Source organism: Acetomicrobium hydrogeniformans ATCC BAA-1850 (genome assembly GCF_000160455.2).
In the GTDB taxonomy this organism is placed as follows: Bacteria; Synergistota; Synergistia; order Synergistales; family Acetomicrobiaceae; genus Acetomicrobium; species Acetomicrobium thermoterrenum.
In genome coordinates this window covers 1,025,822-1,040,481 of record NZ_ACJX03000001.1, presented here as the reverse complement: position 1 = coordinate 1,040,481, position 14,660 = coordinate 1,025,822, and the positions used below count along the sequence as shown (strand labels likewise).

The 14,660-nt window shown below is 55.6% G+C and carries 10 protein-coding genes; 4 read left to right on the top strand and 6 right to left on the bottom strand.

Annotated features, from left to right (window positions below):
• The first annotated feature begins 8 nt into the window (after positions 1-8).
• Genes HMPREF1705_RS04990 through HMPREF1705_RS04975 form a run of 4 tightly spaced genes read left to right on the top strand, consistent with a single transcriptional unit; the run spans position 9 to position 3,833 of the window.
• Positions 9-968: an ABC transporter permease gene (locus HMPREF1705_RS04990; RefSeq protein ID WP_009201974.1), complete on the top strand. Its 960-nt coding sequence runs from the start codon at positions 9-11 to the stop codon at positions 966-968.
• Positions 965-2,146 (top strand): ABC transporter permease, encoded by a 1,182-nt coding sequence (locus HMPREF1705_RS04985; protein WP_009201975.1) that lies wholly within the window; start codon positions 965-967, stop codon positions 2,144-2,146. Before HMPREF1705_RS04990 ends, HMPREF1705_RS04985 begins: the two co-directional genes overlap by 4 nt.
• Positions 2,143-2,913, top strand: a complete 771-nt coding sequence (locus tag HMPREF1705_RS04980) for an ABC transporter ATP-binding protein (protein ID WP_009201976.1) — start codon at positions 2,143-2,145, stop codon at positions 2,911-2,913. Before HMPREF1705_RS04985 ends, HMPREF1705_RS04980 begins: the two co-directional genes overlap by 4 nt.
• Entirely contained in the window at positions 2,910-3,833 is a 924-nt protein-coding gene (locus tag HMPREF1705_RS04975) for an ABC transporter ATP-binding protein (RefSeq protein WP_057940716.1), read from the top strand. Before HMPREF1705_RS04980 ends, HMPREF1705_RS04975 begins: the two co-directional genes overlap by 4 nt.
• Positions 3,834-3,930: 97 nt before the next feature.
• Here HMPREF1705_RS04975 and HMPREF1705_RS10935 read toward each other — a convergent pair whose 3' ends face one another.
• Genes HMPREF1705_RS10935 through HMPREF1705_RS04950 form a run of 6 tightly spaced genes read right to left on the bottom strand, consistent with a single transcriptional unit; the run spans position 3,931 to position 14,154 of the window.
• On the bottom strand, positions 3,931-4,095 hold the full coding sequence (locus HMPREF1705_RS10935) for a hypothetical protein (protein WP_207382502.1): 165 nt from the start codon (positions 4,093-4,095) through the stop codon (positions 3,931-3,933).
• On the bottom strand, positions 4,088-7,090 hold the full coding sequence (locus tag HMPREF1705_RS04970) for a type I restriction endonuclease subunit R (protein ID WP_057940715.1): 3,003 nt from the start codon (positions 7,088-7,090) through the stop codon (positions 4,088-4,090). Before HMPREF1705_RS04970 ends, HMPREF1705_RS10935 begins: the two co-directional genes overlap by 8 nt.
• Positions 7,087-8,556 (bottom strand): restriction endonuclease subunit S, encoded by a 1,470-nt coding sequence (locus HMPREF1705_RS04965; RefSeq protein ID WP_057940714.1) that lies wholly within the window; start codon positions 8,554-8,556, stop codon positions 7,087-7,089. The genes HMPREF1705_RS04970 and HMPREF1705_RS04965 overlap by 4 nt, the downstream gene beginning before the upstream one ends.
• Positions 8,553-10,664 carry an ATP-binding protein gene (locus HMPREF1705_RS04960; protein ID WP_009201980.1) on the bottom strand — a complete coding sequence of 704 codons (2,112 nt, stop codon included), beginning with the start codon at positions 10,662-10,664 and terminating at the stop codon, positions 8,553-8,555. The genes HMPREF1705_RS04965 and HMPREF1705_RS04960 overlap by 4 nt, the downstream gene beginning before the upstream one ends.
• Entirely contained in the window at positions 10,661-12,130 is a 1,470-nt protein-coding gene (locus HMPREF1705_RS04955; protein ID WP_009201981.1) for an SIR2 family protein, read from the bottom strand. Before HMPREF1705_RS04955 ends, HMPREF1705_RS04960 begins: the two co-directional genes overlap by 4 nt.
• Complete coding sequence (locus HMPREF1705_RS04950; RefSeq protein ID WP_040348716.1) at positions 12,127-14,154, bottom strand: type I restriction-modification system subunit M; 2,028 nt, start codon at positions 14,152-14,154, stop codon at positions 12,127-12,129. The genes HMPREF1705_RS04955 and HMPREF1705_RS04950 overlap by 4 nt, the downstream gene beginning before the upstream one ends.
• Positions 14,155-14,660 lie beyond the last annotated feature (506 nt).

Sequence of the window (14,660 nt, the reverse complement as noted above, 5' to 3'; positions counted from 1 at the left end):
ATTACTGGATGCGCAGGATCTTCACAAGCCTTTTGGTCATAGTCATTGTTCTATCTCTTAACTTTTTTCTTTTCAGGCTGATGCCCGGTGACCCTACTAGCACCTTACTCGACCCGCGTTTTTCTCCCGAAGCAAAGGAGGAGCTGTTGAAATCCTACGGCCTGGACAAACCTCTATTCCAACAATTTCTTTTGTACGTCAAACAAATGCTCTCCTTCAAATTCGGACTTTCCTTTTTATCTCAAAAACCTGTTTGGCAGGAATTGGCCGAGAGGCTGCCCAATACGTTGGCGCTGCTTTTGCCTTCCCTTTTTCTCTCTGCCTTATTGGGTACCTTTCTGGGGGTGATGGCTGCAAAAGGGAGGGGGAAATTCAGCGAGAAGATCGTATTGATGTCGGGTGCAGTATCGTTTTCCTTTCCATCCTTCTTCGTACAGCTAGTCCTCCTACTGCTCTTCGCCCATGTCCTTCCCCTCTTTCCCCTGAGGGGCAGCGCCTCCATCCCTCCACCCGTCGGTTTCTGGAACCTCCTTGGAGACAAGGTATGGCATATGGCCTTACCGGTCCTTTCTCTGGTGCTGATCGGCTTTGGTTCGTGGGCGCTTTACGTCAGAAACCTTATGGTAAAGACCTTGGGAGAGGACTTCGTCTTGCTGGCTAGGGCGAAGGGGCTGAGAGAAGGCCAAATCCTTTGGGGACATGCCTTCAGGACTGCCCTCCCTCCAATTATAACCATCTTTTTCCTGTCCCTGCCGGGGGTTATATCGGGAGCGGTGATCACGGAGACGGTCTTTTCCCTCCACGGCGTTGGAAAATTTCTGCTCGAGGCCGTCTCGGGACACGATTATCCGGCAGCCGGGGCCGCCTTTTACCTTCTTGCCTTAATAACCGTCATATGCAATCTGCTGGCTGACGTAGCCTATGCCTTGGTGGATCCGAGAATAAGCTTCAGAAAGGTAAGGCGATGATCTTGCGACGTTACGGCATTCTCATCCTGATCATCTTCCTCATTTTGGCATTTTTGGCCCCGCTTTTCATGGGACCTGCAAACGAAACGGTAGCTCCGCCCTTTTCCAAGCCACTCTGGCTAGACCTTAAATCGCCGGCTCCCCGATCTTACAGCGTGAAGGACGAGATCTTTTCCTTTAAATGGGACGACAATCCTCCTGCGACATTCTCTCTAAAAGGCACCGTATCCTTCGACAGACCTCCCGAAAAAGCCTTTATTTTACTCGTAACGCCAAGCGGAGCTTACAAATTGGCGGATCTCTCGGGAGCCAAAAGGTTCGATATCGACATCGATTCCAGGGATGTGCCCCTGAAATTGGAATTGGGCATGGATCCCTTCTCAGACCTTTCGGAGATCGCCTTCTCCGAAAGGGGCATATACGAATTAATCGTTAAATCCGACGAGGATGCGACCATCGATCTGAACCTGGACATCCACGTCGGAAGATGGGGTATCTTTGGGACTGATCAAAGGGGAAGGGATGTCTTACGCCTCTTCGTGGAGGGCATCAAAATTTCCCTCTTGGTGGGAATATCCGCCACTTTGCTGGCCTCTACGCTGGGAATGGGGTTGGGCTTGCTGGCAGGTTATTTGGGCGGTTTCGTCGATTCGGTGATAATGAGGATGATCGACGTTCTGCTTGCCATACCGACTCTGCCGATATTGATGGTCATTTCAGGGATATGGGGAAGAGGGCTCTGGCAGATAGTATTGGTGTTGTCCATTTTTTCCTGGATGGGAACGGCACGGGTCGTCAGAGCTATGACACTATCGATCAGAGAAGCTCCTTACATTGAAAACCTTAGAGCCCTGGGAGCGCCAACGGGATACATCTTGGCCCGACATCTCGTGCCGGAAGCGCTGCCTCTCCTGCTTGCCCAAATGGCGCTCGGCGTTCCTGGAGCGATACTGGCCGAAGCGGGGCTCTCTTTTCTGGGCCTTTCCGATCCTTTAATGCCCTCGTGGGGGCGGATGTTACACGAAGCTCACGTATTTGGCGCCTTCACAGGAGGCGCTTGGTGGCTTATATTTCCGCCTGGCCTGGGAATAGCCGCGATATGCCTTACCTTTATCGGCATAGGAAGGCAACTCGAGGAGAGAACAGATCCGCGATTGAAGGAGAGTTTGAGGAAATGATGGAGATTAGCCATTTAAGCGTTACCTACCCCAACGGCATCAAGGCCGTTACAGACGCCAATCTAATGCTTTCACCCGGTGAGATAGTGGCGCTGGTAGGAGAATCGGGCAGCGGCAAAAGCAGCCTCCTTTACGCATCCCTTGCCCTTTTGCCCAGAGGATCCAAGACATCGGGTGAAGTCTTTTTAGACGGCATGAACTTCTTGAGCCTTCCCCACGACAGGAAAAGACAATTCAGATGGAAGAAGGTATCTTTGGTGCTTCAAGGTTCGATGAACTCCTTCACTCCTGTCTTGGCGATGGAAAGACAGTTCGTCGAGGCAATGCAAGAACATCTGAATATGAAGGAGACAGACGCAGCGGCCAGGGCAGGCGAACTTCTGGAGGAAGTGGGCTTGGATCGAAAGTTTCTCCGTAGATTTCCTCACGAGATGTCGGGGGGCCAAAAACAGCGCTGCGCTATTGCGATGGCTCTATGTTGCAGCCCCGATTATTTGCTGGCGGACGAACCGACCACCGCCCTGGACGTCATAACGCAAGCTGAGATAATAGATCTCCTCAAAAGAATAGTGAAGGCACGCAATATGGGCATGTTGATGGTAACCCATGATTTGGCCCTGGCCGCCTCCATTGCCAATAAAATATCAGTTATGCACAGAAGCCGAATCGTGGAGACCGCCGAAAGGGATAGAATAATTAACGATCCAAAGCACCCCCATACGGCTTCTCTGATCAGATCCCTGCGCACAATGGAGGAAGAACATTGAAAGAAGAGATAGTTTCGGCGGAAAATGTGACCCTTGCCTTCGACAAAGAAAAAAATTATGCCCTTTCCGGCGTCTCATTTTCCATACAAAGAGGCGGAAGCATCGCCTTTATAGGAGAATCAGGGAGCGGCAAGACTTCGATGTTACGAATCCTCCTAGGCCTTATTGAACCCACCAGCGGAAGGGTGCGCCTCTTCGACAAATATTTGGATGAAGTCGACGACGAAGAGCTTCGGGAGATAAGAAGAGCTTGCAGCTACATACCCCAGGATCCCTTCGGAGGTCTACCGCCAACCCTTACTGCCCTTCAAGCTGTAACGGAGCCGCTTGTAATTACCCGATTAAACGTCAAAAAGACAGGACGGGAGAGGGCAAAGAAGCTTTTGTCATCTTTGGGCATAGGAGAAACCCTATGGAACAGAAAATTGATCCAGGGTTTTTCGGGTGGCCAGCGCCAGAGGATAATGTTGGCCCGTGCCCTTGTAACGGATCCGAAGCTGCTTTTCGCTGACGAACCCACTTCCATGCAGGATGCATCAACGCGCATGGATCTGGTCAATCTGATAAGAGGACACCACCGAAGAGGCATGTCTCTGATCTTCGTCACCCACGATCTCTTACTGGCCAAGGCCATCGCCGAACGGGGGATTGTCCTTTATAGGGGTCACATGTGTGAAACAGGCCATACCGCCCCCCTCCTGAAAGATCCTCTCCACCCCTACACCATGGCGCTTTCCGCGGCTCTTCCAAGGCTTGGAAAGCCAATCGAGATAAAGACGAAAAGAAGGCCCCTTCCTCCTCACTGGAAAGGCTGCCCCTATTTCTCCCTATGTCCCTATGCATCGGACAGATGCCACGCTCTTCCTCCCCTAAAGAAAATCGGAGACGACAGAAGCGTGGCCTGCTTCTTGTACTTTTAAACCTTTACTGCCCTGACTTGTCTGCCCGCCTGAAAGTCATTTACTAATGGGTGTCGGGATACACAACCGTACCACAGGTCCAATGTCGCCATGAGCTTCATGATTCGCCTTCTTTCGCGCCTGGCAGGCTTCCCTTACGGAGCATGATCAAGTTCTGGTCAAGGCCATGTCGCAGCACATCGAGCCGCCCGGAAACCGAAACCAGATGAACCAGGGAAATATGGCTCAAGATGTGCCGGACTGTCGGCATCGTCTTATTCAAAGGTCAAAGCAAACACCGTATCGGTTAGCCAGCGTCGAAAACCTTCGTTGTCGCTGAACTGCTTAAAGAGCTCCGTATCATCCTGAAGCAACCCCGTCATGACGCGGGCCAGCGCCTTGTCGTGCTCGATGCGCGCGTTCTGTTTGTCAGAGTACTTGCGGGCATTCTGGTAGGCGGTGTCGGCCGCTACGCGTGCAGGGATCTCCTCGGTGATCAGTTTGCGCACCCGGTCGGCGTCGGTCCAGGGGATGTTGCCGAACTGATCATTGAAAGCCTTGATGATGTTCGAGAGACGATCGAGCTCCGGTTCGGGTTTGTGTCCGCCGCCCGCCGTGGGCACCGGTTCGATCTCGGCATCCGCATCGGAAAGCGCGATCCTCATGGTCGTCTGCTTTTCGACCCGGTAGCTGTCCATGTCGATCGCCTCGAGGATGCCCTTTGAGAGGTCTTCCTCTTTCGGCGCCGGCAGCTTGGGTACCAGAAAGTTGAGAAAGATCGATAGCTTCTCCCACTCGGCGTTGGTGTAGGGCAGGATCGAAGACAAAAAGTTATAGGTTCGCAGAAACGCCTTGGTTTTGCCCTTGAAGTCGACCTGACCGTCCTCGTCGAGATGCTCCATGTAGGTGGCGACGCAGGCGTCGAGGATCGGGTCGAGCTGGTCGCGGTCGGCCCCGCTCAGGTAGAGCCGAACAAGATCGTCTACCTGCTTGGGAGCGTATACCTGATAAGCGTCGAGGTCCGCTTTGAGGTCATGTAGCTTGTTCGGGTCGGTCTCGTCGGCGAGGATGGTCGTCCGGTAGTAGGGCTCGAAGGCCTTTCGGATCGTCTCCGGGTCGTTGACGAAATCGAGGACGAAGGTGTCGTGCTTCTGTGGGTGGGCGCGGTTGAGTCGCGAAAGTGTCTGTACCGCCTTGACCCCGGAGAGTACCTTGTCCACGTACATTGTGTGCAGGAGCGGCTCGTCATAGCCGGTCTGGAACTTATCGGCGCAGATCAAAAACCGATACGGCTCCTCCCGGATCTTGTCGGCGATCTGGTTCGAGGGAAAACCGTTAAGGCTGGCCTCGGTGACCTGTTGACCGCCATACTCGTGCTCGCCCGAGAAAGCGACAATGGCACGGTAAGGGCTCTTGTGCTCGGCAAGGTACGCCCTGAAGGCATGGAAGTACTGAATAGCTCGCTCGATGCTGCCGGTCACCACCATGGCCCGCGCCTGGCCGCCGATCTTGCCCTTGGCGATCACCTGCTCATGAAAGTGATCCACCATGATCTCGGCCTTGAGCCGGATGGCGTGCTCATGCCCCTCCACGAAGCGGCGCAGCTTCTTTTGCGCCTTCTTGACGTCAAATTCAGGGTCGTCTTCGATGGTCTTGATAAGCCTATAGTAGCTCTTGACCGGTGTGTAGTTGGCCAACACATCCAGGATGAACCCTTCCTGGATTGCCTGTTTCATGGTATAGCTATGAAACGGCCTGTGTTTAACCGTTCCGTCGGGCTGCGGCTCGGGTTCACCAAACATCTCCAACGTTTTGTTCTTAGGGGTGGCGGTGAAGGCGAAGTAGCTGGCGTTCGGCAAAAGCTTCCTGGCCTCCATTAGCCGGTTGATCTGATCTTCGAAGGTTTCGTCTTCCTCCTCTGCACCGGCCTCCGACAAGGCCATGCTCATCTTGGCTGAGGTGCGGCCGCCCTGGCTTGAATGCGCCTCGTCGATAATGATGGCAAAACGTCGCCCGCGGTGCTCGTTGCCGATTTCGTCGAGGATGAACGGGAACTTTTGCAGTGTCGTGATAATGATCTTCTTGCCGCTCTCTATAAACCGCCGCAAGTCGCCAGAATGTTCGGCGTGCCCTACCGTGGCACTCACCTGGGCAAACTGCTTGACCGTATCCCGGATCTGCTGGTCCAGAATACGACGGTCGGTCACCACGATAATGGAATCGAAAACAGGTCTTCCGTCCTTCGCGAGACCGATCAGCTGGTGGGCCAGCCAGGCGATGGAGTTGGACTTGCCGCTGCCGGCAGAATGTTGGATAAGGTAGCGGCGGCCCACGCCGTGCGCCGCCGCGTCCGCCAAGAGTTTTCGCACCACGTCGAGCTGGTGATAGCGGGGGAAGATCTGCCGTCGCCGTTTCTTGCCGGTCTTGAGGTCTTTCTCCTCTATGAGTTGAGCGTAGTTTTCGAGGATGTCGGTCAGACTCTCGCGGGTGAGTATCTCCCGCCACAGGTAATCAATCTTGAGCCCCTGCGGGTTGGGAGGATTGCCCGCGCCGTCGTTGTAGCCTTTGTTGAAAGGCAGAAACCACGACGCCTTGCCCTGAAGGTGGGTGCAGAACCACACCTCGTTTTCGTCCATGGCGAAGTGCGCCACGCAGCGGCCCAATTCAAATAGTTTCTCGCGCGGGTTGCGGTTACGTTTGTACTGCTCGATGGCGCCGTGCACCGTCTGTTTGGTGAGGCGGTTTTTGAGCTCGAAAGTGAAAACCGGCAGGCCGTTGATAAAGAGCACCAGGTCCAGCGCCCGTTGCAACTCGTCGCGGCTGTAGCGCAGCTGGCGCGTGACGGTAAAGCGGTTCTGCTCATAGAGCGCCCGCGCCTGCTCGTTTCCGGGGGAAGGAGTGCCGTAGAAGAGCTCGATGCGGTAAGGCCCGTGCTGGATGCCGCCTCTCAGCACGTCCACCACCCCGCGCTTGCTCACTTCGCCCTGAAGACGCGTCAGAAACTTGCGCCGCGTGGGGCTGTCGTTATCCAGGTCGAGCGCTTCGGCGACCTCGGGCTGTGTGGTGCGCAGAAACGCCGCGAGCTGAACCAGATCGACGCAGTACTCGCGGTCGTAATCGGCCGGGTCGCCGGGCAGCCAACCCACACCGCCATAAGGTGCCGGCAGCTCGGCTACGAATGTCGGAGTGCCGGCAGGTCGGGTTACACATTCACTGCCGGTCAGAGCCCGGCAGATTAGGCTCTCAAGCCCGGCTTCGCTGGTGTCGGTGGGCTTCATGGTTCAACCTCCTCTTCTTCAACGGTCTCGGTGCCGACTTCTTCATCTGTCGTCTCATCTTTAGCCATCACGTCGGCGTCCATCGATTCAGCCTCCTCCTCAGGCGGCTCCTCCGGCAACCGTGCTGCGACCTCGCGCACATCCACTTTACCGGTTACCACATCGGCGATCAAGCGGGTGCGGTATTCGCGCAGAAGATCAATTTCGCTGCGAGCGGCGGAGATGGCAGCGTCGATCTTTGCCGTCTGGGTGTCGAGGTATTCGACGATGGCAGTTTGTTCGGGGAGAGGCGGGAAAGCGACCAGTTCACTAAGGTAGGTCCTCGAATCCAGGTTTTGAATCCCCGTGGTTTGCTTGATTGAACGAACGTTGAGCTCGATCGAATACAACGCTGCGTGCAGATACGTTAGGTAAATCGAGTCGTATCCATTTTCGACTGGCATGCGAGCGATGAAGTTCGAGGTGACTGCTACAGTCGGATGATCATACAAGACCACCCTTCCGACAGGTTGTAGATCACCCCCTCCGGACTTTTCTAAAAGCAGATCACCTGGCTCCAAAAGGCGACGGACTCGATCGCTGGAACTGATTGCTCGCATCGTTGGCTTGTCAAGGTGCACGCGAAGTCGAGATCTATCGAAATCCGCGACACGTACGCACGGCAGATCATCTTTTCCGTTGGGTTCTGAACCCCAAACGCCATTCACACAACCACGTACTGAACTACCCAGTCGCCTAATTTCCCAATGCTCCGGCACCTCACCCAGCCATTCCACACCGGAGTCTTTGTAGGCAGGGTAAGGCTTGCCCGTGCGGACGTCGATTTGGCCGGTGACGGCCTGGTGGATGAGGGCCTGCTTGTACTCTTCCAGCAGTTTGATCAGTTTCTGCTTGGCGCGGATGTATCGCCAAATCCGCCGGTCGATGTAATCGAGGAAGCGGACGATGGCAGTTTGTTCATTCGAAGGAGGCATGGGGAAGGAAGCACCCAGGAATGCATCGTCCGTAAGTTGCAAGCGTGAGACCCATATCCCTTTGGAGCGGACCAGCAATTCCCATTGGAATGGTGTTGAACGTACAAGTTGATGAATGAAACGGGGATTGTCTTGCTGTCTGTTTCGCAAGCGGTACACGCCATAAGCGGAACTAACTATGCCGTGATAGGGCGACACGCCAAGGCCGCGAGCCCAAGCCCACAGGCTGTTAATCACAAGATCATCTGGCCAGCAGAGCTTGTAGCCTACGTAGGATTCCGCTTTGAACATCGTTACATTCGCTGAGCGCCTGGGAACAACCCCACGCTCAGATGAAACCGTAAGTAACTCTTCCTGTCCGGTCTGGGATCGCACGTCTATGCAGCGAAAAAGAGTCTTGCCTCGCCGTACCTCCCAATGCTCCGGCACATGGCCGAGCCACGGCACGCCGGAGTCTTTGTAGGCGGGGTAGGGTTTGAGGTTGGTGATCATGACTCTTCCTCACTTCTTTCAGTTGAACCTTGCTGCCAGGCCTCTGCAACCTTCTTCCAGTCTATCTTACGCGTTACAGGTTCGCCTTTTTCATTCTTGCCAGTCCACACATCCCAGAAGTCCGGGTCGTCGGAGCGCGGCCGCTGGGTTTCAGGCAGGTCGTGCATCTTGACTAGAACCGGCAGTTCTGACGCCCATCCCAATAGAATTGCGTGTTGGGACGGCAGCGATGGAAGTTCGCGCAACAGCCCTCGAAGGTTGTCCGGCACGAGACGATGAACCAAATCCTGATCGCGGTCGTTGCTGATGCGATGAAGCAAGAAGGTATTGCATTGCGATAAGACCGTCGGGGAGAGTTCAGATGGGCGTTGGGAGGAAAGAACGAGGCCGAGGCCGAACTTCCGACCTTCCCGTGCGATGCGTTCGAAGACCTGGCAACAGACGGCTGCCGCATCCTGGAAGTCGAAATCTTCGTTATATCGTTTGATGAACGTGTGCGCTTCCTCCATTACCAGGACCGTTGGAAGGGCAACTCGATTGAGCGTGACATAGCGTTGCAGTGCTTCGAAAACCATACGGGCGATTACGGCCGTAACGACATGCACTACGTCGGTGGGTACCAGGGAAAGATCGATGACGGAAACGCAGTGGCTTTCAGTATTGTTTCCGCCGATATAATTGTCAAGCCACTGTTTGAGCGTGACGCCCTCAGTATCAGCGATTACCGGCTTCATTCTTGGGTCTGCGAGAAACGTTCGGATACGAGCAACAAGGAAATCGAGGTACTGGCTGGCGTTCTCCTGCTCAGCGAGGATCTCCAAGTGGTCCGCTAAGTCCGTCCCGTTGAATGCCAGCGGAACGTCTTCATCTGGACCCTCTTGATAGACAGCTCCGCCCAAATAGGTCAATGCGGCCTCTACGCACGAGATGATACTCTGCACCTCGTCTTCGGTGAATGCGACGAAGTAGACGTACGACTTCTTTGATTGCTTGTCGACCCCGTCTTTGCGTCTTGAATCAAGCGCGCTGTTCGCCGCGTCGCGGATAGCTGTCAGCGGTATGTCAGGATAGTCCGGTATCCACTTCTCAAGGTCAGCGACGATGGCCTCTATCTGAAACCCGAACTTTGTTGCCTCGGTCTTTACTGCGTTTGACCGTAGGTCACGCCTAAGCGTGATCAGCGTCGAGGAGAGACGCCTCCGTAGGTGAAGTTTCTTCTCCTCCTCGCTCGGTGCTGCGACATCGGTCCTGCCCGCCTTAACCTCTCGCAGAGCGCGCCGGAGCAAAGGCCGCTGAGTCTTCGCGCTCGCTTGTGTGAACGAGCACCACTCCGCGCTGTTCCAGAACCACAAAGGCACCTTGAGCGGTTCTTCACCCTCTCCAGCGTTTACTTTGAAAATGCGCGCGCTAATGGTGGCGTCGTCCTTCGGAAACGCCCGTGAATACTCGCCATTAGGGTCGAGAATGATAAAACGGGCGTTCGGACGACCTGAACACTCCCGCTGGGCTGCCTCAATGCTCCAGCGAATCAGCCCGGCGACAGAGCACGATTTGCCGCTGCCTGTATTCCCGAGTACGGCGAGGTGGCGGCCAAATAGCCGATCCGGATCGACATATACTTTTGCATCGTTCGCCACAGGGCTTGTACCGATGCACACACGCTTCTTTTCGCCAGACTCAACGATTGACCGCAGTTGCAAATCTGTGGGGAGGAGGACAGGGGCACCGATCGAAGGCAACGCATCAGCGCCTCGGCGGAATACAAATTCGCCGGGGCGTGGCTTTGCACGCAGAGTGCCAATCGGGTTGAGACGGAGGCGGCGCAGCGGATATGGCAGATCCACCAACCCGAAGTCCTGCAGGCCGCGTCGCTTCGGAAAGGGCGCTGGTTCGACCGTGACCCACTCCACCTGCCCGACCAGAAATGCTTCGTCAACTGGGATGAGAAGGTAGCCATTCACCCTTGGAAAGGGTCTTGGTCCGCCAGTGTTCAGGGCGACGGACTCCGGTGCCTCGATGTCGAGACTGACTCTGATCTCGTCTGGAGCAACGAACTCCACCGTACCGACTCGAAAACTTCCGGCTAACTCGAAGGGAGTTTGGCTCATAGGGACTGTCCTCCGATATCAGTAGTACCGCCGTCCTGATCTTGCGGCGCTTGCGCACCAAAACGTTTTCTCAGCAGCTCCGCCATTCGGAAAGTCGTGCGATCGATGGCCGGTTTGGGGAGGTAATGGTCCACCAGCGCCTTCAAGTCCCCCAAGTGATCCCCAACCAGGAGAGTAATTTGAGCACCTCGGCCCAACCTCTCGTACGTTCGCATGATCCGACCGAGGGGATCGCTGTACGAGATGATCACCAGGTGTGCTGATGGAATCGTCAGCATATCCTCGATCACGCGGTTGATGTGCTCGTCGCCGAAACTGTACCCATACGTTACCAGCGTACTGTTAGGGCGGCAGATGGCGACAGCAAAGTCACGAAATAGCTCCACATAGGGGTATTCGGCTGTTTCGCGGTCTTTGGCAGCGTTCGGGTAGATCATGAGCTTCATGGCGTCGGCCCCATCCAAACCCGGTGCGCGAAGGTAGGGATTTATTTCTTCTGCGCCGAAGGGAAGCCCGAATCGAAGAATTGCCTTATGACAATCAACCCAATCAATCGACCCGTGGAGCTTTGTGAAACGCGCAACACCTTCGAGGTAGCGGGGCTCGCCCCGGATTCCGGGGGGGTTGTAGTGCAGATCCACATCAAGCCGGGAGGCGCGGAACACTGGTGCCAGCGCGCCGACAAAACGGTCGATCAGGCGCAATCCCGCGACATCCGCACCCGCTTCGATATAGCGGTCATAGTTGGTTGTGAAGAGATGAAGGCGGTCACGTGTGCCGGATCGGCTTGCGAAACTCATGAGGAAGCTAACGAGGTAGTTGAATGCAGCCACACGTCGGTTGCACTTCTTAACTTTCTCGCTCTGCGCACAGTTCTCTCGCTCGTTTTCGTTGCCATCCGGTGCAGAAGCCAAAGCCAGGTTTCGTTCACCTTCCAGGATCGACGCGGCGAAGGACTTAAGGGTCTCGCTTAACTCTTGTCGCAAGCCATCGATCTGCTTGCGCTCTGGTGCATCCTTGGTTTTTGTGGATGCGATAATCTCCAGGCCACGCAGTAGTTCATTAGCGACTCGCAATTGATCTTCGAAATTTGCGGTATCCCGTCCTGCTGCTTTGGCGCTACGGTTCGCCTCGGCCTCGATCTCATTCATAAACGTCTCAATATTGATAGTTCCCATCCCGCGAAGCGCTTTGTTCGTTGCCAATTTATGAACCGCGTGGGTAAGACCTGACCCTACGAGCAATGACAAGTGCTCGGACTGTACAAGTGCCGTCAGCCACGGCTCTATGCGTTCCCGTAGTTTCTCAGGACCAAATTCCTCGTCGGCTTTTGCCCAAGAGCAACTCACGCCCTTTTTCAGTTTAAAACGATCATTAGCCTTCTTAGATGAATCTCCTGGCACCAAAGTCAGTGGGATAGGGTCGTCTCGCGTCTTGATGACCTGTTGTCCATTTTCAAGCCTCATCGTGTCTGACCTCCCAAAATCTCCGCCAACAACCCCTCGGCCTCTCTCTCCACCGTCAGCAGGTCGGCTCGGATCTCTTCCAGCGGGCGCAGGGCCTTGGGCTTGTAAAAGTAGCGGTTGAAGTTGATCTCGTAACCCACCTTGACGCTGGCCGGGTCGTACCAGGCATCCGGCACGTAAGGCAACACCTCGCGGCGCAGGAAAGCCTCGATCGCCGTGCGCTGGTCTTCCGGGCTTGGTAGGTAGCCGGGCTGATGGCAGGCCTGGCACTCAAGGAACGGAATCTGCTCGCTGTCGCGAAGCTCCTTGTCGGGTTCATACTCCACCACCCGTGGCTTACCGGCAATGACCATCTCGAAGAGTCCGCGCAGCGGGTCGGGCGCGGTGCCAGGCTTGTGAATCTTTTTGATCACCGGCGGTGCGTCCTCCGCCCGCTCGGCCGTTTCCCGAAGCGCCTTGATCTCCTTGGGAGTGTAGGTGCGCTCGGGATCGATACCTTTCAAGCGCAAGGGGCGCTCCACCGTCACCTTCCAGTAACCGAAGGCCGCGTTGGGGAAGATCTTGGACTGCTCGGTCTCCTCAAATTTGAGGAAGGTGTCGAGGACGCGACGGATGTCCTCTTCGGACAGCTCGCAGTTCTTCTTTCCCAGGTTCTTGCGCAGGGGCTTGTACCACTGCGTGGCATCGATGAGCTGCACGCGGCCTTTGCGGTGCTCGGGCTTTCTGTTCGTGAGCACCCAAACGTAGGTGGCAATGCCGGTGTTGTAGAACATGTTCAGCGGCAGGGCGACGATGGCTTCCAGCCAGTCGTTTTCGATGATCCAGCGGCGGATATTGCTCTCGCCCTGGCCGGCGTCCCCCGTAAACAGCGACGAGCCGTTGTGCACCTCGGCGATGCGACTGCCGAGCGGAGTGTCGTGCTTCATCTTGGAGAGCATGTTCACCAGGAACAGCATCTGGCCGTCGCTCGAGCGGGTGATGAGCGACAGCTCCTCTCCCCGGTGCTGCACGACAAAGCGCGGATCCTTGATGCCGCTTTTGCCGCCCATGCGTTCCAGGTCGCTCTTCCAACTCTTACCGTAGGGCGGGTTGGAGAGCATGAAATCGAACTCACGCCCCGGGAAGGCGTCGTTGGATAGGGTCGAATGCTCCGGCCCGCCGACGATGTTGTCGGCGGCTTCGCCCTCGCCCTTGAGCAAAAGGTCGGACTTACAGATGGCGTAGGTCTCGGCGTTGATCTCCTGACCGAAAAGATGCATCGAGACCTGTTTGCCGCGTTCTTTCGCCAGTTGCAACAGGGTTTCCTCGGCCACCGTTAGCATCCCGCCGGTACCACAGGCGCCGTCGTAGAGCAGGTAGGTGCCGGATTCGATCTGGTCGGCGATCGGCTCAAAAATGAGGCGGGCCATCAACCTCACGGCGTCGCGTGGCGTCCAGTGCTCGCCGGCCTCTTCGTTATTTTCCTCATTGAAGCGGCGGACGAGCTCCTCGAAGATGGTGCCCATGGCGTGATTGTCGAGGCCAGGTAGGCGCACGCTGCCGGCGCTGTCGAGGACGGGATAGGGGCTTAAGTTGATCGAGGGGTCGAGGAACTTCTCGATGAGCGTGCCCAAGGCATCAGCTTTAGTCAGGCGGGGGATTTGGTTGCGGAATTCGAAGTTGTCGATGATTTCCTGCACGTTAGGCGAAAAGCCATCGAGGTAGGCGCGAAAATCCGCCTCCAGTTGCTGGCGGCTCGCGCGAGCCTTGAGGTCGCGCAGCGTGAAGGGGGAGGTATTGTAAAACGCCTGGCCGGCCGCCTGTCGCAGAGCAGCGTCCTGGTGTACGATCCCAGCTTTGTCGAGCGAAGCTTTCAAGTCAAGCACGGCCCGCTTGGTGGGCTCCAATACCGCATCCAATCGGCGGATCACGGTCATCGGGAGAATGACGTCACGGTACTTGCCACGCACGTAGAGGTCGCGCAGCACGTCATCGGCGATGCCCCAAATGAAATTGGTGATCCAGGTCAGTTGAGATACTTCCATTGTTTTCCTTCTCCTCATGTACCTCGCAGTTAAAAATACCATCATCGCATGCTTCTTGCAACTTTGTGCTCCAGCCATTTCAAGCTCATGCTGACAGATTTGCCAATAAGCTGGGAATAAGCTGGCCGTTCCAGATTATTGTCCGGCCTATTTCAGCCGCTTGGCCAATTGTGCAATAATAGCGCAATGCCATTTCGCTATTTGCTTCGCTACTCATGCGCCTCCCTGTGACGGTGGGGCCGATAGATGTTACCGAATTTCGCGAAGTTGGTCCAAAGCAATGTAGAACTATGCCTTGATTTCACTTGCCAAGGCCTTTACCAAGACAAGAAATCGTGCAAACACTGTATCCGTCCGACGTTCAAATCCTACCGCTATGCTGGAGATAACGGAGATCGCTGCCCGGCGGGCCCACCATTAGAATTAGGCGGTGATAAAGTTTGCGAGCTTCGCCGATCTTTCGCAGTACTTGATCTACCAAGGGTTCCGCCGTTACCTAGCTCCTC